The 24,456-nt window shown below is 69.9% G+C and carries 22 protein-coding genes and 7 tRNA genes; 13 read left to right on the forward strand and 16 right to left on the reverse strand.

Features of this window, described 5'->3' with window-relative positions; translation table 11 throughout:
* The first annotated feature begins 107 nt into the window (after positions 1–107).
* Together AB0I23_RS24675 and AB0I23_RS24680 are read left to right on the forward strand one after the other, a co-directional pair.
* A complete protein-coding gene (locus AB0I23_RS24675; RefSeq protein WP_359112294.1) occupies positions 108–2,333 on the forward strand; it encodes an elongation factor G-like protein EF-G2 in 2,226 nt (741 codons plus the stop codon).
* A gap of 147 nt (positions 2,334–2,480) precedes the next feature.
* Positions 2,481–4,151, forward strand: coding sequence for a hypothetical protein (locus AB0I23_RS24680; protein ID WP_359112320.1), 1,671 nt, complete (start codon positions 2,481–2,483; stop codon positions 4,149–4,151).
* A 70-nt stretch (positions 4,152–4,221) separates the two neighbouring features.
* Here the strand turns inward: AB0I23_RS24680 and AB0I23_RS24685 are convergent, their stop codons facing one another.
* A complete protein-coding gene (locus AB0I23_RS24685; RefSeq protein ID WP_359112295.1) occupies positions 4,222–4,782 on the reverse strand; it encodes an HIT family protein in 561 nt (186 codons plus the stop codon).
* 66 nt (positions 4,783–4,848) lie between these two features.
* Here AB0I23_RS24685 and AB0I23_RS24690 point away from each other — a divergent pair, with 66 nt between their 5' ends.
* Positions 4,849–5,529 carry a potassium channel family protein gene (locus AB0I23_RS24690; protein WP_359112296.1) on the forward strand — a complete coding sequence of 227 codons (681 nt, stop codon included), beginning with the start codon at positions 4,849–4,851 and terminating at the stop codon, positions 5,527–5,529.
* Positions 5,530–5,557: 28 nt separating this feature from the next.
* Here the strand turns inward: AB0I23_RS24690 and thrS are convergent, their stop codons facing one another.
* The 3 genes from thrS to AB0I23_RS24705 all read right to left on the reverse strand — a co-directional run bounded on the left by thrS (position 5,558) and on the right by AB0I23_RS24705 (position 9,528).
* Positions 5,558–7,543 (reverse strand): threonine--tRNA ligase, encoded by a 1,986-nt coding sequence (thrS, locus tag AB0I23_RS24695; protein ID WP_359112298.1) that lies wholly within the window; start codon positions 7,541–7,543, stop codon positions 5,558–5,560.
* 138 nt (positions 7,544–7,681) lie between these two features.
* Positions 7,682–8,962 carry a hypothetical protein gene (locus AB0I23_RS24700; RefSeq protein ID WP_359112300.1) on the reverse strand — a complete coding sequence of 427 codons (1,281 nt, stop codon included), beginning with the start codon at positions 8,960–8,962 and terminating at the stop codon, positions 7,682–7,684.
* Positions 8,962–9,528, reverse strand: a complete 567-nt coding sequence (locus tag AB0I23_RS24705; protein ID WP_266987877.1) for a DUF4365 domain-containing protein — start codon at positions 9,526–9,528, stop codon at positions 8,962–8,964. The genes AB0I23_RS24700 and AB0I23_RS24705 overlap by 1 nt, the downstream gene beginning before the upstream one ends.
* Positions 9,529–9,722: 194 nt before the next feature.
* Here AB0I23_RS24705 and AB0I23_RS24710 point away from each other — a divergent pair, with 194 nt between their 5' ends.
* Positions 9,723–10,448 carry a 3'-5' exonuclease gene (locus AB0I23_RS24710; protein WP_359112302.1) on the forward strand — a complete coding sequence of 242 codons (726 nt, stop codon included), beginning with the start codon at positions 9,723–9,725 and terminating at the stop codon, positions 10,446–10,448.
* An 86-nt stretch (positions 10,449–10,534) separates the two neighbouring features.
* On the opposite strand, the gene AB0I23_RS24715 is transcribed toward AB0I23_RS24710, so the two are convergent.
* Positions 10,535–10,606 (reverse strand) — tRNA-Val (locus AB0I23_RS24715).
* Between the two features lie 39 nt (positions 10,607–10,645).
* Positions 10,646–11,092 carry an SRPBCC family protein gene (locus AB0I23_RS24720; RefSeq protein WP_037695437.1) on the reverse strand — a complete coding sequence of 149 codons (447 nt, stop codon included), beginning with the start codon at positions 11,090–11,092 and terminating at the stop codon, positions 10,646–10,648.
* An 84-nt stretch (positions 11,093–11,176) separates the two neighbouring features.
* On the opposite strand from AB0I23_RS24720, the gene AB0I23_RS24725 reads away from it, so the two are divergent.
* Positions 11,177–13,672 carry an SCO7613 C-terminal domain-containing membrane protein gene (locus AB0I23_RS24725; RefSeq protein ID WP_359112304.1) on the forward strand — a complete coding sequence of 832 codons (2,496 nt, stop codon included), beginning with the start codon at positions 11,177–11,179 and terminating at the stop codon, positions 13,670–13,672.
* Positions 13,673–13,816: 144 nt separating this feature from the next.
* On the opposite strand, the gene AB0I23_RS24730 is transcribed toward AB0I23_RS24725, so the two are convergent.
* The 3 genes from AB0I23_RS24730 to AB0I23_RS24740 all read right to left on the reverse strand — a co-directional run bounded on the left by AB0I23_RS24730 (position 13,817) and on the right by AB0I23_RS24740 (position 15,431).
* Positions 13,817–14,467 carry an ABC transporter substrate-binding protein gene (locus AB0I23_RS24730; protein WP_436846991.1) on the reverse strand — a complete coding sequence of 217 codons (651 nt, stop codon included), beginning with the start codon at positions 14,465–14,467 and terminating at the stop codon, positions 13,817–13,819.
* 346 nt (positions 14,468–14,813) lie between these two features.
* Positions 14,814–14,885 (reverse strand) — tRNA-Val (locus AB0I23_RS24735).
* Positions 14,886–14,939: 54 nt separating this feature from the next.
* Positions 14,940–15,431: a TIGR02611 family protein gene (locus tag AB0I23_RS24740; protein ID WP_359112306.1), complete on the reverse strand. Its 492-nt coding sequence runs from the start codon at positions 15,429–15,431 to the stop codon at positions 14,940–14,942.
* 189 nt (positions 15,432–15,620) lie between these two features.
* Between AB0I23_RS24740 and AB0I23_RS24745 the strand changes: the two genes are divergently transcribed.
* Positions 15,621–16,034: an SsgA family sporulation/cell division regulator gene (locus AB0I23_RS24745; RefSeq protein WP_003959770.1), complete on the forward strand. Its 414-nt coding sequence runs from the start codon at positions 15,621–15,623 to the stop codon at positions 16,032–16,034.
* A gap of 343 nt (positions 16,035–16,377) precedes the next feature.
* A complete protein-coding gene (locus AB0I23_RS24750; RefSeq protein ID WP_359112308.1) occupies positions 16,378–16,950 on the forward strand; it encodes a CGNR zinc finger domain-containing protein in 573 nt (190 codons plus the stop codon).
* Positions 16,951–16,977: 27 nt separating this feature from the next.
* Here the strand turns inward: AB0I23_RS24750 and AB0I23_RS24755 are convergent, their stop codons facing one another.
* The 4 genes from AB0I23_RS24755 to AB0I23_RS24770 form a co-directional block, all read right to left on the reverse strand.
* On the reverse strand, positions 16,978–17,133 hold the full coding sequence (locus AB0I23_RS24755; RefSeq protein WP_359112310.1) for a hypothetical protein: 156 nt from the start codon (positions 17,131–17,133) through the stop codon (positions 16,978–16,980).
* A 167-nt stretch (positions 17,134–17,300) separates the two neighbouring features.
* On the reverse strand, positions 17,301–18,272 hold the full coding sequence (locus AB0I23_RS24760) for an acetylxylan esterase (protein WP_359112312.1): 972 nt from the start codon (positions 18,270–18,272) through the stop codon (positions 17,301–17,303).
* Positions 18,273–18,343: 71 nt separating this feature from the next.
* Positions 18,344–19,363 (reverse strand): LacI family DNA-binding transcriptional regulator, encoded by a 1,020-nt coding sequence (locus AB0I23_RS24765; RefSeq protein ID WP_359112314.1) that lies wholly within the window; start codon positions 19,361–19,363, stop codon positions 18,344–18,346.
* Between the two features lie 290 nt (positions 19,364–19,653).
* Positions 19,654–20,109 (reverse strand): hypothetical protein, encoded by a 456-nt coding sequence (locus AB0I23_RS24770; protein WP_359112322.1) that lies wholly within the window; start codon positions 20,107–20,109, stop codon positions 19,654–19,656.
* Positions 20,110–20,324: 215 nt separating this feature from the next.
* Between AB0I23_RS24770 and AB0I23_RS24775 the strand changes: the two genes are divergently transcribed.
* Positions 20,325–20,840: a DsbA family protein gene (locus AB0I23_RS24775; protein WP_359112316.1), complete on the forward strand. Its 516-nt coding sequence runs from the start codon at positions 20,325–20,327 to the stop codon at positions 20,838–20,840.
* Positions 20,841–20,871: 31 nt separating this feature from the next.
* Here AB0I23_RS24775 and AB0I23_RS24780 read toward each other — a convergent pair whose 3' ends face one another.
* The 3 genes from AB0I23_RS24780 to AB0I23_RS24790 form a co-directional block, all read right to left on the reverse strand.
* Positions 20,872–21,711 (reverse strand): GNAT family N-acetyltransferase, encoded by an 840-nt coding sequence (locus AB0I23_RS24780; RefSeq protein WP_359112318.1) that lies wholly within the window; start codon positions 21,709–21,711, stop codon positions 20,872–20,874.
* Between the two features lie 126 nt (positions 21,712–21,837).
* Positions 21,838–22,659, reverse strand: coding sequence for an aminotransferase class IV (locus AB0I23_RS24785; protein ID WP_359112323.1), 822 nt, complete (start codon positions 22,657–22,659; stop codon positions 21,838–21,840).
* Positions 22,659–23,693 (reverse strand): chorismate-binding protein, encoded by a 1,035-nt coding sequence (locus AB0I23_RS24790; protein WP_359112325.1) that lies wholly within the window; start codon positions 23,691–23,693, stop codon positions 22,659–22,661. The genes AB0I23_RS24785 and AB0I23_RS24790 overlap by 1 nt, the downstream gene beginning before the upstream one ends.
* A gap of 163 nt (positions 23,694–23,856) precedes the next feature.
* Between AB0I23_RS24790 and AB0I23_RS24795 the strand changes: the two genes are divergently transcribed.
* The 5 genes from AB0I23_RS24795 (at position 23,857) to AB0I23_RS24815 (ending at position 24,304) form a co-directional block, all read left to right on the forward strand.
* A tRNA-Gly gene (locus AB0I23_RS24795) sits at positions 23,857–23,929 on the forward strand.
* A 37-nt stretch (positions 23,930–23,966) separates the two neighbouring features.
* Positions 23,967–24,040 (forward strand) — tRNA-Cys (locus AB0I23_RS24800).
* A gap of 1 nt (position 24,041) precedes the next feature.
* Positions 24,042–24,113 (forward strand) — tRNA-Val (locus AB0I23_RS24805).
* Positions 24,114–24,134: 21 nt separating this feature from the next.
* A tRNA-Val gene (locus AB0I23_RS24810) sits at positions 24,135–24,206 on the forward strand.
* A 23-nt stretch (positions 24,207–24,229) separates the two neighbouring features.
* A tRNA-Val gene (locus AB0I23_RS24815) sits at positions 24,230–24,304 on the forward strand.
* Positions 24,305–24,456: the final 152 nt, after the last annotated feature.

Raw genomic sequence — 24,456 nt, forward strand, 5'->3', positions numbered from 1 at the left:
CGGGCGTCGTCGTAGCCGCCGCGGCGGCTTCTCGTGCCCGCGCCCTCCTTCCCCCTCACCGCGCCAGACAATCTCCCCGCACAGCGCACTCCACCGGGAGGCACATCATGGGCGACAAGGCACACGCACACACCGGGGCCGCCGGCAGAGCAGCAACGGCCGACCGGCCCTCCTCCATACGGAACGTGGTGCTGGTCGGCCACAGCGGATCAGGCAAGACCACCCTCGTCGAAGCCCTCGCGCAGACCGCCGGAGCGGTCAACCGGGCCGGCCGGGTCGAGGACGGCGGCACGGTCTCCGACTACGACGAGATCGAACACCGCCAGCAACGCTCCGTACAACTCTCCCTGGTCCCCGTCGAATGGGGCGGGTACAAGATCAATTTGCTGGACACCCCCGGATACGCCGACTTCGTCGGGGAACTCAGGGCCGGTCTGCGAGCAGCTGACGCGGCCCTTTTCGTCGTCTCGGCGGCCCAGGAGGCCGACGCCGTGGCGGGCAGCACCCGCGCCGTGTGGGAGGAGTGCGCCGCCGTCGGCATGCCGCGCGCCATCGTCGTCACCCACCTCGACACCGCCCGCACGTCCTTCGACGAGATGACCCGCGTCTGCGGCGAGATCTTCGGGGGGGACGACCCCGACACCGTGCTGCCGCTCTATCTGCCCGTGCTCGGCCCCGAGGGCCCGGACGGACACGCCCCGCTGACCGGGCTCACCGGACTGCTCACACAGCGGATCTTCGACTACTCCTCCGGTGAGCGGAAAGAGACCCCGCCTGCCGACGACCAGCACGCACCGCTCCAGGACGCCCGCAACCGGCTGATCGAAGGGATCATCGCCGAGTGCGAGGACGAGACCCTGATGGACCGGTACCTCGGCGGCGAGGACATCGACGTCAAGACCCTCATCGACGACCTGGAGCGCGCAGTCGCCCGCAACGCCTTCCACCCAGTCCTCACCGCGGCACCGGCCGCCGACGGCGACCGCCAGGGCATCGGTACCGTCGAACTCCTCGACCTGATCACCGGCGGCTTCCCGACCCCGCTGGAGCGCCCGCTGCCCGCCGTCATCACCCCGAAGGGCACTCTGCGCCCCGCCCCCTCCTGCGACCCCGACGGACCGCTGGTCGCCGAGGTCGTCAAGACCGCCTCCGACCCGTACGTCGGACGCGTCTCCCTCGTCCGCGTATTCTCCGGCACCCTGCGCCCCGACGAAACCGTCCATGTCCTCGGCCACGGACTCACCGACCCCGGCCACGAACCCCGCCCCCTTCATGACGTGGAGGTCCGGGTCGGCGCGCTGTCCGCCCCGTTCGGCAAGCAGCAGCACGCGCTGACCAGCTGCATCGCCGGAGACCTGGCCTGCGTCGCCAAACTGGGCAGCGCCGAGACCGGGGACACGCTCTCCGCCCCGGAGGATCCGCTGCTGATGGAGCCCTGGAGCATGCCCGACCCGCTTCTGCCGCTCGCCATCAAGGCCCACAGCAAGGCGGACGAGGACAAGCTCTCCCAGGGGCTCGCACGCCTCGTCGCCGAGGACCCGACCATGCGCCTCGAACAGAACCAGGACACCCATCAGGTGGTCCTGTGGTGCCTCGGCGAGGCTCATCAGGACGTGGCGCTGGACCGGCTGCGCACCCGGTACGGGGTACAGGTCGACGCCGTGCCGCACAAGGTGGCCCTGCGCGAGACGTTCGCGGGCCCGTCGAGCGGCCGCGGACGGCACGTCAAACAGTCCGGCGGCCACGGCCAGTACGCCATCTGCGAGATCGAGGTGGAGCCGCTGCCACCGGGGTCGGGCATCGAATTCGTCGACAAGGTGGTCGGCGGAGCCGTACCGCGCCAGTTCATCCCGTCCGTGGAGAAGGGGATCCGCGCCCAGGCCGCCCGCGGAGTGGCGGCCGGCCACCCCCTCGTCGACGTAAGGATCACCCTGCGGGACGGAAAGGCCCACTCGGTGGACTCGTCCGACGCGGCGTTCCAGGCGGCCGGCGCCCTGGCACTGCGGGAAGCGGCCGCCGAGACCCGGATCCAGCTCCTCGAACCCGTCTCCGAGGTCCAGGTCCTCGTCCCCGACGACTACGTGGGACCGGTCATGAGCGATCTGTCGGGGCGGCGCGGCCGGGTGGTCGGCACCGAGCAGTCAGGGGCGGGTCGCACGCTCGTACGGGCCGAGGTACCTGAGCTGGAGATCGGCCGGTACGCGGTCGACCTGCGCTCCCTGTCGCACGGCACCGGCCGATTCGATCGGGCGTACGCCCGGCACGAACCGATGCCACCGCAGCTCGCCGACCGCCTCCGCGAACAGCAGGAAAACACCGCAAACGGCTCCTAGTCGGTGGCTCCGCCCGCCCTTGTCCACAGGGGCGGGCGGGGCTCCGATCCGGACGATACGCTGTGGTCCCAGCTCAGAAGGTGTGCCGGGCACGGCAGTTGGGAAACAGCCGCAGGAGCGGTTCCTTGGCGGCAAGTGGGGGCGACAGTGGCCAACGACGGATTCGATTTCTCTCCCGGAGCGCAGATCCCGCTCCAGGGGGCGGCCGGACAGGCGGTGGCGACGAACGCCCTCGCCTCCGCCGCATACCGCGACAGCCCGGTGGAAGAGATCCTCAAGGCCAACAGCGAGTGGCACAAGTCCAAGGTCGAGGAGGGCCGGTCCAAGCTCTTCAAGAGCAAGTACTTCACCCCCAACCTCGGCGAGGCATTCTCCCGCGCCGTCCAGGAACGCATGCTGGGCGGCGCCCGCAAGGCCCTCATCCAGTCCTTCGGCACCGATCCGCAGACCGTCGTCGAACACTGCCTGTCCGCGACCCGGCTGCGTAAGGCACGGGACACCAAGCTGACCCTGGTGACCGCGCTCTTCGGCTACCTCTTCCTGCCCGGGCTGCTCCTGTGGGTCCTCGCGTTCCGCCTCCGCGACAGTCTGGGCTCCACCAAGGACAAGGCCCTCAGCGCCCTCGGCATCGCCCTGCTCCCCGTCATCGGCGTCGTGGCACTGATCTTCCTGATCAAGCTGCCGGTCAACGGCCTCCTCGCGCTGTACCTGCGCGCGATGATCGTCGCCCCCGTCATCGGCTGGCTGATCGCCAAACGGATTGCCGAGACCTCCGCCAAGGACATGCGCGCCCGCTGGGAGGGGCTGCTCTCCGGCGGCGGGGTCGTCGCCAAGATCCCCGAGGCCGTACCGAAGAATCCCAACGAGACCGCCCGCGAGGCGCTGCGCCAGGGCCTGGAGAAGCTGTCGGCCGAACAGCAGTCCAACTCCGTCTTCTATGCCGGCCCCAAGGGCATCCTCGGCATGGGCACCCGCTGGGGCAGCTGGCAGCTCGCCGAGGAGCTCGTCTCCAAGGAACCCGGCAAGGAATTCCACCAGTTCCGCAGCTGGGACCTGATACGCGTCATCCACGACCAGCTCAAGCAGTTGGAACGCGGACCGCTGCACACCGGCGGATTCACCACACCGTCGGTCACCCACTGGATCGTCTCGCCCGTCGGCGAGAACGCCGATTCGGTCTCCCGTCCGGAGGGCGAGGACGTCGCCACCTTCCAGGTCAAACCGCACGAGATACAGCGCATCTGCAACCACCAGCAGTTCGGCAGCGGCGCCCGCCACTATCTGGGCGTCCAGTTCACCCTCTGGGACGGCCAGCTGGTGATCACCATGATGATCACTGTCACGGTGCTCCACGAGACGCTCCGGATCGAGGTCACCGGGCACGCGCTCGGTCCCGTCCACTCGCTCTTCACGAGCAAGCCCGAGGCCAAGACGAAGACGGTCAACAAGACCGTCAGATTCTGGGAGACCCGCAAGATCACCCTCCCGCTGGTGGAGTCCAAGGAAGTCGTCCGCCTCGCCCTGCGCGCCCCCTTCACCTGGTACCCGCCGCTCCTCGACTACCTGGGCGGCAAGATCACCCTCCCGGAGCCGTTCGGCCTGCGCCACGCCTGGGCCGAGAAGCCATGGCGCCACCGCTTCATGGCGGACGACGCCATGCGCGCCGCCACCCCCGTCCTGCGCGCCGTGCACAACGCGGCCATGCGCGTCCTGGACGAGAACGGCGTCGACACGGAACGCTTCGACAACCGGTCCATGATCCTCAGCGGACTGGTGCAGGACCCGACCCCCAAGAAGGCCGACCTGTACGACGCGTAGGCAGACGCAGGAGGCGCCCGGGACATCCCGGGCGCCCCGTGTTCGTACCGCTCGGCTCGTACCGCTCGGCTCAGACTGCGGGCCAGGCGTCTGCCAGCATCTTCCGGGTATCTGCGAGCAGTTGCGGCAGCACCTTCGTGTGACCGACCACCGGCATGAAGTTGGTGTCGCCGCCCCAGCGCGGCACCAGGTGCTGATGCAGATGCGCGGCAATGCCGGCGCCGGCCACCGTTCCCTGGTTCATCCCGATATTGAAACCGTGCGCCCCCGAGGCCGCCCGCAGCGCCGTCATCGCCCGCTTGGTGAAGTTGGCCAGCTCCAGCGTCTCCGGACCGTCCAGCTCCGTGTAGTCGGCGACATGCCGGTACGGCACCACCATCAGATGCCCGCCGTTGTACGGATACAGGTTCAGCACGGCGTAGACCTTCTCGCCGCGCGCCACGATGAGCCCGTCCTCGTCCGACTTGGCCGGGATCGCACAGAACGGACAGCCGTCGCCGGCCTCCGGGCCGGTCGGCTTGTTCTCACCCTGGATGTACGCCATCCGGTGAGGCGTCCACAGGCGCTGGAACGCGTCGGGCGTTCCCACTCCGATCTGCTGCTCCGGCTCAGTCGTCATGCAGATCAGCATATTGCTTCACTCCTGCGGAGCGTGTCGCCGGGGCCGCCCCCGTCGCCGGACGACGATCCTGAGGCCATGAGCGACCAGCCCGCGGACTCCTCCACCACTCTCCGGTTCAGGCGCTGGGAGCAACGCACGGAGGTGCCGCTCTTCGTCGCGTCGCTGTTCTTCCTCCTCGGGTACGCGGTCCGCGTCCTCGTTCCCGAGCACATCCAACCGTGGCGTGACCTCGCCCTGACCCTGGTCGTCGCCACCTGGCTCCTCTTCGCGGCGGACTACGTCGTACGGATCCGGCTCAGCGGTCAGGGTCTCCGTTTCCTGCGCACCCACTGGCTGGACACGGTGGTGCTGGTGCTCCCACTCCTACGGCCGTTGCGTCTGATCCGGGTCTACACAGCGGTCCAGCGGCAGAGGGAACGGCCGCGGCTGAGCCTGTACGCCCGCGTGATCAGCTACGCCGGCATGACGGCGCTGCTGCTCGGATTCTCGTCCGCGCTCGCCGTGTACAACCAGGAGCACGCGGCTCCGGGCGCCACGATCCGGACGTTCGGCGACGCGGCGTGGTGGGCGTGCGCAACGCTCACCACGGTCGGATACGGGGACGTCGCGCCGGTCACGCCCGGCGGCAGGATCATCGCGGCCGGGATGATGGTCTGCGGTCTGGCGCTGCTGGGGGCCGTGACGGGTTCGTTCTCGTCGTGGCTGGTGCAGGTCTTCACCCGGGAGGACGAGAAGAGGCCCCCGGAGCGCGGTTAGCGCTCCGGGGGCCTCCCTGTCGGCCGGGTCAGACCTGGACGCGGTCCTCGACGGCCTTCTGGATCTTGGCGATGGCGTCCTCGACCGGGATGCCGTTCTCCTGCGATCCGTCGCGGTAGCGGAAGGAGACGGCGCCGTTGGCCATGTCCTCGTCACCCGCAATGATCATGAAGGGCACCTTGGCCTTCTGCTGGTTGCGGATCTTCTTCTGCATCCGGTCCGAGGAGGCGTCCACCTCGACCCGCAGTCCCTTCTTCCTGGCCTGCGCGGCGAACTCCTGGAGGTACGGGATGTGCGCGTCGCCGATCGGGATGCCGACCGCCTGGACCGGGGCCAGCCAGACCGGGAACGCACCCGCGTAGTGCTCCAGCAGCACCGCGAAGAAGCGCTCGATGGAACCGAACAGGGCGCGGTGGATCATGACCGGGCGCTGCTTGGTGCCGTCCGGGCCGGTGTACTCCAGATCGAAGCGCTCCGGCAGGTTGAAGTCGAGCTGCACGGTCGACATCTGCCAGGTACGGCCGATGGCGTCCTTGCACTGGACCGAGATCTTCGGGCCGTAGAAGGCGGCTCCACCCGGGTCCGGGACCAGGGGAAGCCCCTGCTTCTCGGCGACCTGGCGCAGCGTCTCGGTCGCCTCTTCCCAGATCTCGTCGGATCCGACGAACTTCTCCGGGTCCTTGGTGGACAGCTCCAGGTAGAAGTCGGTCAGACCGTAGTCGCGCAGCAGGTTCAGGACGAAGGTGAGCGTCCGGTCCAGCTCCTCCGCCATCTGCTCCTTGGTGCAGTAGATGTGCGCGTCGTCCTGCGTGAAGCCGCGCGAGCGGGTCAGGCCGTGCACCACACCCGACTTCTCGTACCGGTACACCGTGCCGAACTCGAAGAGACGCAGCGGCAGTTCACGGTACGAACGGCCGCGCGCATCGAAGATCAGGTTGTGCATCGGGCAGTTCATCGGCTTGAGGTAGTAGTCCACCCCGTCGTCGAGCTGCATGGGCGGGTACATGCCTTCGGCGTACCAGTCCAGGTGACCGGACTTCTCGAAGAGCTTGCCCTTGGTGGCGTGCGGGGAGTAGACGAACTCGTAGCCCTCCTCCTCGTGCCGCCTGCGCGAGTAGTCCTCCATGGCCCGGCGGATGATGCCGCCCTTGGGGTGGAAGACAGCGAGGCCGGGACCGATCTCGTCGGGGAAGGAGAAGAGGTCCAGCTCGTTGCCGAGCTTGCGGTGGTCCCGCTTGGCGGCCTCCTCCAGGAACTCCAGGTGCGCCTTGAGCTCGTCCTTGGTGGGCCACGCGGTGCCGTAGATGCGCTGGAGCATCGGGTTCTTCTCGCTGCCCCGCCAGTACGCCGCGGCGTTCCGCATCAGCTTGAACGCCGGGATGTTCCGGGTGGTCGGCAGGTGCGGACCACGGCAGAGGTCCTTCCAGCACAGGTCGCCGGTCTTCGGGTCGAGGTTGTCGTAGATGGTCAGCTCGCCGCCGCCCACTTCGACATCCGCACCGTCGCCGGCGTTCTCGACGGAATCGGAACCCTTGATGCCGATGAGCTCCAGCTTGTACGGCTCGTCGGCCAGCTCCTCGCGGGCGCCCTCGTCCGTCACGACTCGGCGGGAGAACCGCTGTCCCCGCTTCTGGATCTCCTGCATCTTCTTCTCGATGACCTTGAGGTCCTCGGGCGTGAACGGCTTCTCGACGTCGAAGTCGTAGTAGAAGCCGTCCTTGACCGGCGGACCGATGCCGAGCTTGGCCTCGGGGAAGAGCTCCTGCACAGCCTGCGCCATGACGTGCGCGGTGGAGTGCCGGAGGATGTTCAGGCCGTCCTCGGAGGAGATTTCGACGGGCTCGACGACCTCGCTGTCGGCGACGGCGTACGCGAGGTCCTTCAGCTCACCGGCGACCCGGGCGGCGACGACAGTGCGCTCGCCGGGGAAGAGCTCGGCAGCCGTAGTGCCCGTCGTCACCACGCGCTCTTCCCGCTCGGAATCGCGTTGGATGATCACACGGACGTCTGACACCGGTCTCTCCTGACTGAAGGGGGGTGCGCGCCATATTCCACCGCGCACGCAAAAGGAATCGTACCGAGCCGACGGCCCCCTTCGCGAAAGGGTGCGCTCCGGCAGCCGACGGGCACCGTGCCGGGCGCCCCTCTCCGGCTATTCGCCCGTGCACGCCTCCTCGAAGAAGTCGACGTTCTCGTGGAGCGACTTCATCAGCCGGTCCCGTTCCGCCTCGTCGACCTGTACGGGCACCACCTGCGAGGCACGGGTCAGCCGCCGGAAACCGCCCCGGCTCTCCAGTCGCCCCTCCACCCGGATCGGCAGTCCGACGAGGTGGGCGTGGCCTGCGATCCGGTACGCCTCCTCGTCGAGCTCCAGCCGTACGTGCGGGACCTCGGCACCCGCCAGCACCCTCAGTCGCACGATTCCCGCGCCGCGCGGTCCCGAGCGGCGCAGCCGGACGACCGCGCCGGTGATCCGGACCTCGACGGGGGGTTCGTCCTGCTGGTAGCGGTCTCCCGCCCGGCGCAGGGCAGGCAGGTCGCCCGGTGAGAACTCCACCGCTTCGGGCCGGGCGGGGCAGCCGTCGGGGGTTCCTGCGGCGGGTGCCCAGGCGAGAGCGATCCTGGTCCCCTCCGAGCCGCGGACCAGAGCGACGACGGCATCCGTCAGCTCCCGGCTGACACCTGCCTCGACGGCGGTGTCGAAGGCTTCCATGCCTCCGGTGGCGCGCTGGAAGTCGATGGCTTCGCGGGTGGCGTGCAGGGCGTGGTAGAGCCGCACGGCGACGGCGCGGCCGGTTTCGACGGGGAGACAGACAGTGAGGTCACGTCCGCCGGGCGCCGGTCCGACGAGGATGCCTTCGAGCGCGGCGAGGGCCCTTCGGCGGTGGCGTGCGCCGTGGAACCCGGTACGGGCCCGTACGGCGAGCGCTCCGGCGAGCAGGACCTGCCGGGCCGCGGCGCGCAACTGCTCCGCGGCGGTCCAGCCGGCCGCTCCGGCGGCGCCCGCGGGACCGCCGGAGCCGTCGGGGACATCGCGCCACCAGCGGATCTCGTCGCTGGGCAGGGCGAGGGAGACCAGCACGTCGCGGGCGGAGGGGGCGGCGCTGCGGGCGAGTGCCGTAAGTGCTTCGCCGAGCAGATCCTCGCTGTCGGGGAAGGCGGTGGTGTCCGGTACGAGAAGGCTCGTACCGCCGGAGGGAGCGGCGGCCCCCGGCGGGGTCCACCGGCTGTAGCGTCCGGCCGCACCGCCGCGACGGTGCCAGCCGTGCCGGTCGAGCAGGGCGCCGAGGACCGCGGGATCGACGCCGGCGGGGTCGGGGATGTCCCCGAGGGGTGGCAGGGCGGTGGGCCAGTGGGTCACGGTCTCGCTGGGGTGTGGTCGCGTGCCCGACGGGATCGTGGCGTCGGCGGGCTCGTCCATCGGCCGGTGCATCAGGGTCTCCCTCCCGCCCCGACCCGCGTCATGATCTCGCAGAGCGCGCGGTCGTCGAATATGCGTGTGGTCGGGATCCGCACAGTGGTCCTGTGCCGGCCTGTCACCGCGTGGCCGGCCAGGTTGGTCCAGTAGCAGCAGTGCCGCAGGTCGAGCCGTTCGTGACCGGCGCGCAGCCAGTCGTCCTGGCTGCGCGGCACGAGCATCACGACCAGGATCTTGTGCACCGACACGGGCGTCCGGGCGAGCTTCACGAGGTGGGCGTTGTCCAGCGTGAAGGCGAACGTCGGTCCGGGTGGGTGCGGCGGTATCTGGTAGGTGCATTTGAGCTGCACCTTGATGGTCACCTCGTCGTCGACGGTGTGGCCGGGGGCTCCGTGGCTGACATGCCAGTCGATGCCGTTGTCGGGAAAGGGCTGCGACAGGGAGCACCCCGCCGCGGCCGCGACCGCGTGCAGGTAGCCCACCTGAAGGGTCTCCATGCAGGCGGTGGTGGCGAGTGTGCCGCGCAGCGGGGCGATCCGCTGGGGCAACAGCCCGCTCGGGTCGGGCTGCGCGAGCGCCATGGCTCCGTATGCCTTCCGGGCTGTGCCGATCGGTTGGTTCGGTCGGTGCGTCCTCAGGCAACTTCCTTGCCTGTCCTCTGTGTTGTCACCGCAGCGAGCGGTCCGCAAACGGCGTATCAGGCAAAGGGCGCGGGTATCACCGAATCGGGCAGAGGAATCACACCATCTGCCGGTCAGGCACGAGGAGTTCGGGGATGACTCACTGGTACGAGGGGCCACTGGCCGCTTTTGACACCGAGACAACGGGAGTGGACGTCGAGGAGGACCGGATCGTTTCGGCCGCCCTGGTCGTCCAGGACGCGGCGGGCGGGCGCATGCGCGTCACCCGCTGGCTGGTGAATCCGGGGGTTCCGGTGCCCGTCGGGGCCACCGAGATCCACGGTCTGACCGATGACCATCTTCAGCGCAACGGCCGGTGGCCCGCGCCCGTGGTGGAGGAGATAGCCCGGGCACTGACCGAGCAGTGCGCGGCGGGACGCCCGCTCGTCGTCATGAACGCACCGTTCGATCTGACGTTGCTCGACCGGGAGCTGAAGCGGCACCGGGCGTCGTCACTGGCCGGCTATCTCGGGAACAACCCGCTGCGCGTACTGGATCCGCGGGTCCTGGACAAGCACCTGGACCGCTACCGCAAGGGGCGGCGCACGCTCACCGATCTCTGTGCGCTGTACGAGGTGGTGCTGGACGGCGCTCATGACGCGGCAGCCGACGCGGCGGCGTCGCTGGAGCTGGTACGGGCGGTGGGGCGGCGTTTCTCGTCGCGGCTGGAGAGGCTGTCCCCGGCGGAGCTGCACACGTTGCAGGCGGTCTGGCATGCGGCGCAGGCGCGTGGTCTGCAGGCGTGGTTCGCGAAAAGCGGGACACCGGAGGCGGTGGATCCGGCCTGGCCGCTGCGCCCGGAGCTGCCCGCCGCCGCGTGACCCCTGACGCCCCGGGACTCATCCCTTGATCCGGACACGCAGAGGCCGGTCCGTCGATGGTGCTGACGGACCGGCCTCTCCCGGGGTGGGCGATACTGGTTTCGAACCAGTGACCTCTTCGGTGTGAACGAAGCGCTCTCCCACTGAGCTAATCGCCCGGGAACGGACTGAACCATACAGGTCTCGGTGGGCAGGGTTCAAACTCCTTCGAGTCGGGCCGCCAGTCCACGGCGTCCCGCCCGCATCATCAGAGCGTGGTTCGCCCGGAACACCGCGCGTCCGGGTACCGCGAGCAGTCGCATGATCCGCCGCCGCACCTCGACCTCCTGCTCGTACGTGGCACGGCTGCCGGTGCCGTGCGCGGTGACCGTCCAGCGGGCCCAGCCGTCGAGGTCGCCGCCGAAGGTCACTTCGAGGATCCCGGCCGCCGGGTCGCGGCGGCTCGCGCGGACGCTCATGACCAGGTCGTACGGGAGGGCGGAGCGGATGCGCATGGTTCCTGTGGTGTCGTCGACCGAGGTGACCTCGCGAACCTGCGGCCACCACTGCGGGTACTCCTCGGCGCGTTCGAGGACTGCGTACACGGCATCGGGCGGGGCGGATACGTCCCAGATACTCACAAAACGGTAGTGGCTCCAGTCCATGGGTCCCAGTCTGCTCGTACTCAGTCCCGTACCTGAGTACCCGAGCGCATGTCCGGGTCTGTGGGCCGCGCCACACTCCCGGATATGGAACATGTGCCGCCGCCCGCCGAGGAATTGGCGCTCCTCGACCGCGAACTGGCCCGGCTGGACGCCCGCCGGATGCAGCTGCTGACCCGTCGCGCCTGGCTGGTGAGTGCGCTGCAGCCGTCTGCTGCTCCTCCGGGACCGGCGTCCGCGCCGCCCTCCGGGCCGGCGCAGCCGTATCCGCACTGGCCCGCGGCCCCGTTCGGCAACCCTGGTGCGCCGGTCGCGCCGCGCAATGCGCAGAACGTGCTGCTGAGTCTCGGCGGTCTGCTGCTGACGATCGCGGCGATCGCGTTCACCCTGGTCAGCTGGGGCCATATGGGGATCGGTGGCCGCTCGGCGGTGCTCGCTCTGGTGACGGTCGCGGCGTCGGCCGCGCCCGCGCTGCTGCTGCGCCGCGGGCTGTCGTCGACGGCCGAGTCGCTCGGTGCGCTGGCTCTGGTGCTCATGGTGCTGGATGCGTACGCGGTGCACGCGGTGGCTGCGCCGGACACGGACGGTCTCGGGTTCACCGCCGTCGCGTCGGCGGTGCTCGCCGCGCTGTGGGCGGCGTACGGTCTGGCGCTCGGCAAGCTGCGTCTGCCGCTGCCGGTCGCCGTGGTGAGTGTGCAGTTCACGTTGGTGCTGTGGGCGTGGGCGGCGGATGCGTCGGCCTCGGTCTTCGGTTGGGCGCTGTTGCTGACGGCGATGGCGGACTCCGCGATCGCCCGGTGGGGCAAGGGCGTCGGGGTCCGGGCGACCGCGTCCGCCTGCGGGTGTGTGACGGGGCTCTCCGCGGCGCTGGTGGCGCTGGTTCAGTCGGTGACGGCTGGTTCGCCGCTGTCTGCCGTTGCGCCCGGAGCGCTGTTGCTGGCGGGGGCGGCGGTCGCGCTGTTCGCGGTGTGGCGGGCGCCGAGGGGCATCGCGGTGGCCGGTGGGGTGGTGGCCGGGCTTGCGGTGGTCGCCGCTGCGGGTGGTGTGCTGCGTGCGGGGGTCGCCGAGGACTGGTCGATTCCGGTGTATCTGCTGTGCGGTCTGCTGCTGTGGGCGGTGCTACGGGCCCCGCTGCCGCGTCCGGCCGGGCAGGGCGTGCTGTGGGCGTCGGCTGTGGTGGTCTCGGGCTCGGTGCTGGCAGCCGCGCCTGCGGCCGCCATGACGCTGGTGGGTCCGGCGTCGCGGCCGGGCCCGGTGTGGTCGGGTGCGCCGCACGGCAGCGCGCGCGGTGCGCTGGGGCTGGAGGGTGCGCAGTGGTCGCAGCTGTGGACGGCTCCCGTGATGCTGCTGGTGGTGGCCGGTCTGCTGGGGGCGGCGTGCCGCTGGTGGCCGCAGTGGGTGCGGGTGGCCGGTGCGGTGATCTCCCCGGGCGGAACGTGGCGGGGCGCCGCGGGTGCCGGTGCGCTGGTGCTCGGTTGGGCGGGGCTGCTGGTGGTGCCGGTTGCGCTGGACGCTCCGTACGCGGTCGCGGTGGTGGCGCAGTTGGTGCTGATCGCGGTGCTTCTCACAGGAGCGGTACGGGGGTTGCGACGTGGGGCGGGCCCGGTCGCGCCGGCGACGCTGGTGTGCGGTGCGGTCGGGGCGGTGAGCGCGGGGGTGCTGTCGCTGGCTGCGGAGCCCGCCACGTACGCGGTGTTCGGGGCGCTGCTGGTGCTGTTCGCGGCGTCCGCGGCGGGGACGCGCGCCGAGGGGTCACCGACGGCCCGGATGGTGCAGGGCGTTCTGGCGTGTGCGGCCGTGGGGTGCGCGATGGTGCTCGCCGGGGCCGTCGGGGTGTCGCTGGAGCTCGCGACGTACCGGGCCGCACCGATCATGCTGGTCGTCCCCACGCTGACCGTGCTGCTCGGGGCGTGGCTGCGGGGCGGTCCGTCGGCGCTGCCGGTCGAACTGACCGGCGCCGTGGCGGGTGCGGTGGCGGTCGGAATGGCCGCGCCGGACAGGCCGTTCCTGGCGCTGGTGCTCGCGCTGTGCGGGGTGCTGGCTGCGGGTACGGCGGTGCGTGCGCAGCGGCGGCCGGCAGCCGGGTACGTGGCGGTGATCCTGTTCGTTCTGGCGACGTGGGTGCGGTTGTCGGCTTCCGGGGTGTCGACTCCGGAGGCATACACCCTGCCGGTGACGGTGCCCGCCCTGGTGGTGGGTGTGGTGCGGCGGCGCCGCGATCCGGCGGCGTCCTCGTGGACGGCGTACGGGGCGGGTCTTGCGGCGACGCTGGTGCCGAGTCTCGTCGCGGCGTGGACCGACCCGTCGTGGGTGCGGCCGCTGCTGCTGGGCGTGGTGGCGCTGGTGCTCACGCTCGCCGGTGCTCGGCTGCGGCTGCAGGCGCTGCTGCTGCTCGGCGGTGCGGTGCTGGCGTTGGATGCCCTGCATGAACTGGCGCCCTATGTGGTTCAGGTGGTCGGTGCGCTGCCGCGCTGGCTGCCGCCGGCGCTGGCGGGTGTGCTGCTGCTGGTGGTCGGGGCGACGTACGAGCAGCGGCTGCGTGATGCGCGGCGGCTGAAGGACGCCCTGGGCCGGATGCGCTGAGGGAACACGTGATCAGCGGGCCGGCCCGGGGCGTGCTTCACCTGCCTCCGGCCGGCATCCGGTCGCCGAGCGCGAGGTTCTCGATGGAGGCTTGACCTGTTCGGCCTTCTTGGGGTCGGTGAGGACCCCGGCCTTGGTCTTGTCCTAGTTGCCGGTCCACCACTTCGTCAGGTCGGCCTCGGTGAAGTCGAGTCCGTCCTCGGTGGAAAACGCCTTGTCCTGCTGACGCGGCTCGAGGTCGTAGAGGTACATGATGCCGCCGGAGCCGCTGTCACCGGCCGGCTTGGCACCCTCGTTGATCTTCTCGGTCGCCGCGTCGCCCTGCTTCCAGGTCCAGCCCTTCTCGGGCGTGACGCCGGCCTTCTTGTACTCGGCGGGGTTGCAGACAAGCGCGAAGGTGTTGCCGCCGACCGGGACACCGAGCAGCATTCCGTTGGCATCGCCCGCCTTCTCGAGTCCGGCACGGAAGTTCTCCATGCTGAGATCTCGGGCCTTCACCCGGGAATTGAGATCAAGCAGAACCCGCTTGTTGTCGTACCTGCGCAGAAATGCGACGGAGTTCTGGAAGACATCGGGCGCATTGCCCGCGGAGGCCTGGGTGTTGAACTTCTTCCAGAATTCCTCGTAGTCCTGGAAGTCCGTCTTGACCTTGATGTTCGGATGCTTCTTCTCGAACAGCGCGATTGTCTTGTTGATCAGTGCGGCCCGCTCCTGACCACCCCACCACGAGTAGCGGATCCCGACCTTTCCGTCGGCTCCCGTTCCCCCGCCGTCCCCGCCGCAGCCGGAGGCCATCAGCCCAGAACCATCACACCGATGCCAGCAACACACAGCCCTGGGCACTTCGCCAAGTCCTCATGACACACCCCTCCCGGACAAAACAGCACCCGCTGCCACAGTCGATCGAGCCGTTCGAGAAAACGCTTGCCGGGACAGCCGGGCATCGAAGGGGTCAACGGTTGCGACGGAATCCGTCGAAGCGCTTGAACCTCACGCCGCGCGGCGCGGCGTCCGCGGCGGGCCGGCAAGGGCGTTCGGGCGAGGCTCGCACCGCCGCGAAAACAGACGGGAGGACGCCCGACGGCGCGGGAAACGCAGAGGGCCCATGAGACTCTGCGGTCTCACGGGCCCTCTGTCCGGGTGGGCGATACTGGTTTCGAACCAGTGACCTCTTCGGTGTGAACGAAGCGCTCTCCCACTGAGCTAATCGCCCGGGCGCACCGCAAACATTACCCCATGTCAGCGGCGCTCTCCGACCACCCCCGGGTCACTCGTGGATCTTCCACGGCATCATGACTCCGAACTTCCAGACATAGATCCCGACCAGCACGGCGATGATCACGAGTCCGATCACGGTGAGGATGATGTTCCGCCGCCGGACCTTCGGATCGAGTGCCTTCTGGGCGGCCTCGGTGACCTTCCGGCGCGTCCAGCGCAGCACCAGCTGCGCCCAGACGAACTCGGTCGCCCAGATCGCCATGCCACCGAAGATCACCAGCCAGCCAGGGCCGGGCAGCGGCAGCATGATGATGCCCGCCACGACCACGGCGAGGCCGACCACGAAGACGCCGACCTGCCAGCTCACATGCAGGGTCCTGGACGCCTTGACGAACCCGGGCGCCCGGGAGCCGAGTGCCCGCTCCTCCTTGACCACATCCTGCGTGACGCCCGGCGCCACTTTCCTCGTCACGTCCCCCGTGGCGGGCGCCGAGGTCGCCGTTCCGGCGACCTCGTCCCGCGCGTCACTCTCCGCATTCATGGGTCCAACCTACCGGAACGGTCTTTGTCACCGGAATGGCCGCATAACCCAAAGTTACACACCGCTGCGCGAGCGACCTGAAGAACCACAAAAGGGTCAGAGGGGTTTACAACGCCACCGTAGGTGGCATGTCGATTTCGCCGACGTGCGAATCCCCGAGCGCACACTGAGCGAAAGGCCCTGGCGCTTATGAACACCACGGTCAGCTGCGAGCTGCACCTGCGCCTCGTTGTGTCGAGCGAGTCCTCACTGCCTGTACCCGCGGGCCTGCGGTATGACACGGCCGATCCGTATGCCGTGCACGCCACCTTCCACACCGGAGCGGAGGAGACGGTCGAATGGGTATTCGCCCGCGACCTCCTTGCCGAGGGGCTGCACAGGCCCACCGGCACCGGAGACGTCCGCGTCTGGCCATCACGTAGTCACGGCCAGGGCGTCGTCTGCATCGCGCTGAGCTCCCCAGAGGGCGAAGCCCTGCTCGAGGCCCCGGCCAGGGCCCTGGAGTCGTTCCTGAAGCGGACCGACGCCGCGGTTCCACCCGGTACCGAGCATCGTCACTTCGACCTCGATACGGAGCTCTCACACATCCTGGCCGAGAGCTGAGCCAGGTCGAGAGCTGCGCGACGCCGTCCGACTCGGGGCGACGGCATCGCGCGGACAACCTCATAGGGCAGACACCGACGCCGTCACCACGGAATCCACTGTGGTGACGGCGTCGGTACGTGTTCCACCGGTGGTGCGGGCGCACGCCTCGGCTCTCCCGTACGCGCTGGGCGGGCTCTGTGCGCCCTCAGCGCCCCCGAGCGCCCCCGCCTGACCCTGCAAGGCGGTACGTGCTCCTCGTCGGCTCCAGGGGCCCTCTCGGGCCGCTGTGCGTCCTCGCCGAGCCAGTAGAGTCAGCCGGCATCGGCGGGCGCCCGCCCGCCGGAGGCCAGGGAGCGAAAGCGTGCTGATCCCCCACGACACCCGGATCGCCCTCGACATCGTGGTCGAGCTGGTGAACACCGCACCGGAGACCGATCACCCCGAAGGCGGGCCGAGCGACGGTCTCGACGGCATCGAAGCGCTTTACCGATTCGCCCGGCGCCACCGCATCAGCGGCGTGGCCGAACTCGGCGAGAAGGATCTACGGGCCGTGCACGACGTACGGAGCCGGTTCGCCGAGATCTTCGCGGCGCCGGACGCCGAGACCGCCGCCGGTCTCGTCAACAGCCTCGTGGCCTCCGCGGGCACCACGCCCCAGCTGAGCAACCACGACGGCTACGAGTGGCATGTGCACTACTTCGCGCCGGACGCGTCGATCGCCGACCACCTCGCGGCCGACTGCGGCATGGCGCTCGCCTTCATCGTGGTGGCGGGCGAACAGGAGCGGCTGCGGCGCTGCGAGGCACCGGACTGCCGGGACGCGTTCGTGGATCTGTCCCGCAACCGCTCCCGCAGGTACTGCTCCAGCCGCACCTGCGGTAATCGGCTGCATGTCGCCGCGTACCGGGCACGCCGCAGGGAAGCGGCCGGCTGACCGCTCGTCGCCCGTTTCATCGCCCGCTCACAGCAGGAAGAGATCGTGCAGCGCGGCCATCAGCAGCAGGCTGCCGACCACCGTGAGGAAGATCATCAAAGGGGGCTGGGACAGCGCGAAGAGGCAGCCACGCGGCTCTTCGGCAGGGGGTGCGGGGGCATCGCCCCGGGAGGTGTCCACCATCTCGGGACGATCATGACGCAGACCGGACCCCGTTGGCGATCAACACGCCTCTTCCTGACGGGAGTTCCCCCCGTCGAGACCGGAAGGATTCGCTCCGGCGTCCGATCCGCTGTCACGTATTCGGGCTCACGGCCGGCCTCCCCGCACGCTCCCCCGCCGCGGCAGGATCAGCCGAGACCGCGCAACATCCGCAGCTGGGCGGCCCGGTGGACCGAGGAGCCGCCCTCGTGGCCGTTCCAGGGGTAGACCTCGATCTCCTTCGGTCCCGCCCAGTGGTTGTACGCGGCGAAGACCGTGGACGGCGGGCAGATCACGTCCATCAGCGCCACCGAGTAGAGCGCCGGAACGGTGGCCCGGGCAGCGAAGCTGATCCCGTCGAAGTACGAGAGGGTACGGAACACCCGGTCGGCGACGCCGTGTTGAGTGGAGAGGAAGCGGACGATCTCCTGGTAGGGATCCTTGTCGGTGATCTCGACGGCCCGCCGGAAGTGGGTCAGGAACGGCACGTCGATCAGCGCCGCCTTCACATACGGACTGAGCCCCGCCACCGCCTGGGCGATACCGCCGCCCTGGCTGCCGCCGTGCACGACGATCCGGTCCGCGTCGACGGACGGGTGGGCGCGGGCGACCTCGACGGCGCGGACCGCGTCGGTGAAGACCCGACGGTAGTAGTACTCGTCGGGGTCGAGAATGCCGCGGGTCATGAAGCCGGGCGACTGCGGGTTGGCGCCACCGTGGGGGTCGGGGGTGGAACCCGCCGAGTGGCTGTTGACGGCGCCCTGGCCGCGGGTGTCGACCAGCAGGGTGGCCCAGCCGGCCGCGGGCCAGACGAGATGGTCGTGCGGCAGCCCGCGACCGCCGCCGTAACCGAGGTAATGGACGACGCACGGGAGAGGGCCCTCGGCACCCGCGGGAACGTTCAGCCAGGCGCGTATGCGGTGTCCGCCCCAGCCGGAGAAGGTCACGTCGTGCACCTCGACGGCGCTCAACGCGGCGTCGTACGACTGGAATTCGGGGTCGAGCGGATATGCGGCCGACTCGTCGAGGGTGCGCTTCCAGAAGGCGTCGAAGTCGTCGGGTTCACCGGACTCCGGGCGGTAATCGCGAAGTTGGTGAAGCGGCAGATCGAACAGGGTCACGGTGTCTCCGTTTCGGACATGCGGCAGGAAGGAGCGGAAGGAAAGAAGTCGCGCGAGCGGCGCCGGGTGGCTCAGTGCGGCGTCGTGCTGGAGGCACGCACGACGAGCTCCGGCTGCAGCACCACACTGCGGTGCTCGTGCGTACCGTCCTCGTCGTCCGCCTCCTGCAGCAGGAGTTCCGCGGCCATCCGGCCCATCACGACGGCGGGCTGGCGGACCGAGGTGAGCGGTACGGCAGCGGCGGCTGCGAATTCGATGTCGTCGTAACCGACGATGGCGATGTCCTGCGGCACCCGGACTCCCGCCGCGTACAGCGACTGCAGCACGCCGAGGGCGAGCAGGTCGTTGGCACAGAACACGGCGGTCGGCCGCGGCACGAGTCCGAGCAGCCGGGCCCCGGCATCACGGCCCGCGGCCACGTCCAGACGGTCGGAGGGGATCTCGACGAGCGCCTCGGGTCCCAGGCCGGCCCGGTCGAGAGCCGACAGGGCGCCTTCACGGCGGTCCCTGATCTGGTGGAGGTCGCCGAGGCCACTGACGTATGCGACCGAGCGGTGCCCGGCCGAGAGGAGGTGACTGACGGCAAGGGAACCACCGCGGACGTCGTCGACGGAGACCGCGCAGTGCCCCGGCGAGGACGGCACCCGGTCCACCAGCACGAAGGGGATGTGGTGGCGGCTGAACGCCTCCAGGTTGCGGCCGGTCGCGTCGGCCGGGGTGACCAGCACGCCGCACACCCGCTGCTCGGCGAAGAGTCCCAGATACTCGGCCTCCTCCGCCGGGCTCTGACCGCTGTTGCAGACCATGACCCCGAGGCCCGCCGCACGGGCGGCCCGCTCGGCACCACGAGCCACGTCGACGAAGAACGGGTTGCCCATGTCGAGGACCAGCAGCGCCATGATCCGGCTGCGTCCCGCCCTGAGCTGGCGCGCGGACTCGCTGCGTACGTAACCGAGCTCCTCGATGACGGCCAGGACCCGGGCACGGGTCTCCGGCAGCACGGCTTCGGGCCGGTTGATCACATTGGACACGGTGCCCACGGAGACTCCGGCCTGCCGGGCCACATCCTTGATCCCTGCCACACGCGCCACTTGGTCTGCCCCACCGGTGCCCTCGGCCGCACTGGTCAGCGGCCGTCGCCCATCGTACGGACGGCGTTGCGAGGCACACCGTGGCCCCGGGCCGGACGGCCTCGTGCGCCGTGCGCCGTGCCGCGGTACAGGTCGCCCGCCACGGATCACCCCCGCCGTGGACTGAATTGTTTCAATCCGATCGGGACGCTAGCTCCATCCCCGTACAGCGTCAAGAACCCGGGCTTGAATCGATTCACCACCGGTGGTCGCCAACACTACGGCTTCAGCTTCCGCGCTTCTTTCCGGTTTCAGATTCCGTGCTTCTTCAGGATGGCCTCGATGTCACTGAAATCCTCGCCCGGGGCAGCGGCCTGTGGCTTGGGCTTCGCCTTCGCCCGTGGCTGGACCGCCGCTGAGCCGGCTCCCAGAGAGGGCACCGACGCCGCCGGCGCGACGGCATCGGACTGCGCCGCCCGCGCGGCGGCCTTGCGTTCCTTGCGGGTGCCGACGCCGCGGCGTTCGACCGCGCGCGTGATCATGAAGAGCAGCCAGGCCACCCCGAGCACCCCGAAGCCGAGCCAGACGCTCGGCTTGAAGGCGATACCGGAGACCCACTCGACGACACCGGTCAGCACCAGCCCGATCGGGACCAGCGAGTAGGCGGCGATCCGGGTCGCCGCGAGGAAGCGCTTCCGGTACGCGGTCACGGCGGCAATGCCCAAGCCCGCCGCGGACGCCGCGGAACAAATGGTCTCGGCAAGCATCAGGGCCTCCAGGCGCAACGAGGAAACGTCCCTTCCATCCTGCACCGCCCACCGGGGCGGCGGCCATGATCCCGGACCACATCAGGGACATTTCAGGGCCGGGATCCTCCCCAGGTGCCGATCCGAAGGGTGCCGATCCGGACCGGGCCGGCGGTGAGCGGGTCCCGTGCCGGTGCCGATTGGGATGCGCGCGTGGGCCCTGGGAGACTGGTTCCATGAACGAATCCACCCCTGCGGTCCCGGTCGTCCTCGACGTCTGGTGCGAACTCCAGTGCCCCGACTGCCACCAGGCTCTCACCGATGTGCACGCCCTGCGGGCCCGTTACGGCGACCGGCTCGAGGTGCGCCTGCGGCATTTCCCGCTGGAGAAGCACCAGCACGCGTACGCCGCGGCCCAAGCCGCCGAGGAGGCTGCGGAGCAGGGCAAGGACTGGCCGTACATCGAGGCCGTGCTCGCCAGGACCGCCGAACTCGACCGTACCGGCGAGCCGCTGCTGATCGAGGTGGCGCGTGAACTCGGCCTGGACGCCGAGGAGTTCGACACCGCTCTGATCGACGGCCGGCACATGCTGATCGTCGACGCCGACCAGGCGGAGGGAAAGGCCATCGGTGTGACCGGCACTCCCACCTATGTGATCGGGGGCGAGCGGCTGGACGGCGGCAGGAGTCAGGACGGGCTGCGCGAGCGGATCGAGGAGATCGCCGACCGGCTCCTCGCGGAGCAGGGCTGACAGCGGGGGGCCTGGCCCGTCCTCCCGCCCGTCACAACGGCTTGACGAGGTTGTGCCGCGTCGTTCCGTAGCCGAGCGACTCGTACAGCCGGACCGCCGGGGTGTTGTCCGAGAGCACGTGCAGCCCCATCCGTTCGTCGCCGGCGGCCAGGGCGATACGTTCGGCCTCCAGCATCAGCGCGCGACCGTACCCCCGGCCGCGGAACTCTTCGAGCACCTCGACGTCGAAGACGTACCCGACCACCGTCCCCGGGTGCATTTCGAACCGCGCCACCCAGACATGCCCCACGGTCCGGCCGTCGCCGTCGACGAGGACATGGAGGTACGTGCCCTCCGTGGCGAGACCGTGCGGCAGATGTGTCCGGTGGGAGGTCTCGGCTCTGCGCAGAGCCTCGTCCGCCGGGACTCCGCGCGCGACAAACGTTTCCGCGTAGCCGGTGACGGCGGCGCTCTCCCACTGCGCGAACTCGTCCTCGGTCATCGGACGCCCGGTGACCCCGTCCGGCAGGACGGGCGGGGTCACCGGCAGGTCCTTGACCATGTTCCTGCTGCGCTCGGTGTAGCCGAGCGCAGCAGCCAGCCGCAGTCCGGCCGTGTTGTCCGGCCGGACCTCCACGGTCAGCCGGGAGCAGCCCCAGCCGCGCAGCACTTCCTCGGCGGCGAGCCCGGCGATGGTGCCGCGGCCGCGCCTGCGGTTCGGTTCGTCGATCCGAAGGCCGCTGATCGTCCCTGTCGTCCCCCCGGACCCGGGCTCGGTGCCGATCTCGAGGGCCCCGACGGGTCGCCCGTTGTCGCACACGTCGTACGCGCGCTTCCTCGCGCCGTCGGCGCCTTGCTGGATCGGCCCGGTCGGCCGGAGGGTCGTGGTCATCACCGGTGTTCTATCCGCTGTGCCGCGGCCCGTCACCCGTTTTTACGGACCGGTTCCTTTCTGCGGCGCGGGACCGTGTCCGTGGCCCGGACACGTTGTACGGCTCCGGCCGGGGAACGGGCCGGCTCACGGGTCGAGGTCGTTCCCGGCGCGCTCCTCGAAGATCCGCATGGCCTTGGCCGTCACCGGCCCGGGCCCGCCGGGCAGCTCGCGTCCGTCGACCTGGTGGACGGCCTGGACGTCCCGGAGGGTGGAGGTCAGGAAGATCTCCTCGGCATGCTCCAGGACGTCCAGGGGCAGTTCGGTCTCCAGCGCCCCGGACCATTCGACGGCCAGTGCACGGGTGATCCCGGCGAGGCAGCCGGAGGCGACCGGCGGGGTGTGGAGCTGTCCGTCGAGGACGACGAAGACATTGGACCCGGTGCCTTCGCAGAGCTGTCCGACGGTGTTGGCGAAGAGCGCCTCGGACGCGCCCTGCTCATGGGCGCGGGCGAGGGCGACGACGTTCTCCGCGTACGAGGTGGTCTTGAGCCCGACCAGTGCACCGCGTTCGTTGCGGGTCCACGGGACGGTGATCACGGCGGTGGTGTCGGGGCGGCGCTTGGCCTCCCCGAGCGCGACGACCAGGCTCGGCCCGTCGTTGCCGCGGTCGGAGCCGAGCGGGGAGAGGCCGCCGGTGTACGTGATGCGGAGCCGGCCGAGTTCCATCGGGTTGGCCTCGATGACGGCGGCGCAGGCCCGGCGCACCTCGTCGAGGTCGGGGTCGGGCAACCCGAGACCGCGGGCCGAGCGGGTCAGCCGGTCGAGGTGCCGGGTGAGGGCGAAGGGGTGGCCCCCGGTGGTCCTGACGGTCTCGAAGATCCCGTCCCCGACGGTCAGTCCGTGGTCGAGCACGGACACCCGGGCATCGGCGGCGTCACGCAGTTCGCCGTTGACCCACATCCACATCATGCGGTCCTTCCAGTTTCTTGGTGGGCGCCCGACGCTACAGCGAGCAGCCGGGCGGCCTTGAGCTCGGTCTCGTCCCATTCGCGCTCCGGATCGGAGCCCCAGGTGATCCCGGCGCCGGTGCCGAACCTGAGGACCGGGGCCACTCCGGTCCGGTCGATCCAGAAAGTCCGTATGCCGACGGCGAGACCGGCGGTGGCCCGGTCGGCGTCGACCCAGCCGATGCCGCCGCAGTACGGACCCCGGGGTGCGGTCTCCAGGGACTCGATGATGCGGAGCGCGCTGGATTTGGGTGCACCGGTGACGGAGCCGGGCGGGAACGCGGCTGCGAACAGCTCGGGCCAGCCGGCGCCGTCGGCGAGGCGGCCGCGCACGGTGGAGACGAGGTGGACGAGCCCCGGGTGCTTCTCCACCACGCAGAGGTCGGGGACGGTGACCGATCCGGTGGCGCAGACCCGGCCCAGGTCGTTACGGACCAGGTCGACGATCATCACGTTCTCGGCGTGGTCCTTCTCCAGCAGATCCGCCTCGGTGCGGCCGGTGCCCTTGATCGGTCCGGACTCGACGGTCCGTCCGTCCCGGCTCAGGAAGAGTTCGGGGGACGCGGTGGCGATCTCCACACCGTGCGCGGGCAGCCGGATCGTTCCTGCGTACGGCGCGGGGTTGCCGCGCGCCAGCAGCGCGGTGAGGGCGTCGACGTCGGCGGCGGCCGGATCCGGCAGCTCCGCGGTCATCACCCGGCAGAGGTTGGCCTGGTAGACCTCGCCCGCCGCGATGTGCTCGCGGATCCGGCGTACGCCCACGGTGTACGCGGTCCGGTCCAGGGACGAGACCCAGTCGCCGGCTCCGGGCCCGCGCCAGGCTCCGGGAACGGGTGCGGGCACCGGCTCGGTCCGTACGGTTCCGAAGCGGGCGCAGACGAGGCGGCCCTCGAAATCGGCGCATACCGCCCAGAAGCCGGACGAGTCGAGGGCTGAGGGGTCACTGGTCACGTCCCGCAGTTCGGACGCGACGAGGCCGCCGAAGCGGGCCATCGGAGCGAGGTCGTGCACGTGGGTGAGTCTAGGACGGCGCGCCGTGACCTGCGCCGGGGCGAGCGCACCTCAGCACGCTGCACAAACGCGTTTTTGTACTGGCCCAGGAATCCGCTAGAGTTCAACACGTCGCCGGGACACGCAAGTGAAACGGAAACGACAAGCGGACGTGGCTCAGTTGGTAGAGCATCACCTTGCCAAGGTGAGGGTCGCGAGTTCGAATCTCGTCGTCCGCTCGAAGTGGGGGATTTTTTCCCTAACCCCTGCACTCCTGGTGGAGTGGCCGAGAGGCGAGGCAACGGCCTGCAAAGCCGTCTACACGGGTTCAAATCCCGTCTCCACCTCCAAGGACGATTAGCTCAGCGGGAGAGCGCTTCCCTGACACGGAAGAGGTCACTGGTTCAATCCCAGTATCGTCCACTGGTCCGCAAGGATCCCCCCGCGCGATTAGCTCAGCGGGAGAGCGCTTCCCTGACACGGAAGAGGTCACTGGTTCAATCCCAGTATCGCGCACGCAGTACACGCAGGGTCACCCTGCGCGATTAGCTCAGCGGGAGAGCGCTTCCCTGACACGGAAGAGGTCACTGGTTCAATCCCAGTATCGCGCACCAGCAGAAGCCCCGGTCGTCTCGACGACCGGGGCTTTGTCGTTGTCCGGAGCAGGGGTACTTTGTGCGGAGCACTAGGCGCTCCCTTCAAAGAGTCGGCATCCGGAAAGGAGTCCCCAGGCGCTCCCTTCGACTCGTCGGGGGAGCCCTTGGGC

The sequence above is a fragment of the Streptomyces atratus genome (genome assembly GCF_040655115.1).
In the GTDB taxonomy this organism is placed as follows: Bacteria; Actinomycetota; Actinomycetes; order Streptomycetales; family Streptomycetaceae; genus Streptomyces; species Streptomyces atratus_D.

What these genes read in the sequence shown, in the direction of transcription:
- AB0I23_RS24675 (WP_359112294.1), top strand. Translation starts at nt 108, where the DNA reads ATGGGCGACAAGGCACACGCACACACCGGGGCCGCCGGCAGAGCAGCA.
- AB0I23_RS24685 (WP_359112295.1), bottom strand. Translation starts at nt 4,782, where the DNA reads ATGCTGATCTGCATGACGACTGAGCCGGAGCAGCAGATCGGAGTGGGA.
- AB0I23_RS24690 (WP_359112296.1), top strand. Translation starts at nt 4,849, where the DNA reads ATGAGCGACCAGCCCGCGGACTCCTCCACCACTCTCCGGTTCAGGCGC.
- AB0I23_RS24700 (WP_359112300.1), bottom strand. Translation starts at nt 8,962, where the DNA reads ATGCACCGGCCGATGGACGAGCCCGCCGACGCCACGATCCCGTCGGGC.
- AB0I23_RS24705 (WP_266987877.1), bottom strand. Translation starts at nt 9,528, where the DNA reads ATGGCGCTCGCGCAGCCCGACCCGAGCGGGCTGTTGCCCCAGCGGATC.
- AB0I23_RS24710 (WP_359112302.1), top strand. Translation starts at nt 9,723, where the DNA reads ATGACTCACTGGTACGAGGGGCCACTGGCCGCTTTTGACACCGAGACA.
- AB0I23_RS24720 (WP_037695437.1), bottom strand. Translation starts at nt 11,092, where the DNA reads ATGGACTGGAGCCACTACCGTTTTGTGAGTATCTGGGACGTATCCGCC.
- AB0I23_RS24725 (WP_359112304.1), top strand. Translation starts at nt 11,177, where the DNA reads ATGGAACATGTGCCGCCGCCCGCCGAGGAATTGGCGCTCCTCGACCGC.
- AB0I23_RS24730 (WP_436846991.1), bottom strand. Translation starts at nt 14,467, where the DNA reads ATGGCCTCCGGCTGCGGCGGGGACGGCGGGGGAACGGGAGCCGACGGA.
- AB0I23_RS24740 (WP_359112306.1), bottom strand. Translation starts at nt 15,431, where the DNA reads ATGAATGCGGAGAGTGACGCGCGGGACGAGGTCGCCGGAACGGCGACC.
- AB0I23_RS24745 (WP_003959770.1), top strand. Translation starts at nt 15,621, where the DNA reads ATGAACACCACGGTCAGCTGCGAGCTGCACCTGCGCCTCGTTGTGTCG.
- AB0I23_RS24755 (WP_359112310.1), bottom strand. Translation starts at nt 17,133, where the DNA reads ATGGTGGACACCTCCCGGGGCGATGCCCCCGCACCCCCTGCCGAAGAG.
- AB0I23_RS24770 (WP_359112322.1), bottom strand. Translation starts at nt 20,109, where the DNA reads ATGCTTGCCGAGACCATTTGTTCCGCGGCGTCCGCGGCGGGCTTGGGC.
- AB0I23_RS24775 (WP_359112316.1), top strand. Translation starts at nt 20,325, where the DNA reads ATGAACGAATCCACCCCTGCGGTCCCGGTCGTCCTCGACGTCTGGTGC.
- AB0I23_RS24780 (WP_359112318.1), bottom strand. Translation starts at nt 21,711, where the DNA reads ATGACCACGACCCTCCGGCCGACCGGGCCGATCCAGCAAGGCGCCGAC.
- AB0I23_RS24785 (WP_359112323.1), bottom strand. Translation starts at nt 22,659, where the DNA reads ATGTGGATGTGGGTCAACGGCGAACTGCGTGACGCCGCCGATGCCCGG.
- AB0I23_RS24790 (WP_359112325.1), bottom strand. Translation starts at nt 23,693, where the DNA reads ATGGCCCGCTTCGGCGGCCTCGTCGCGTCCGAACTGCGGGACGTGACC.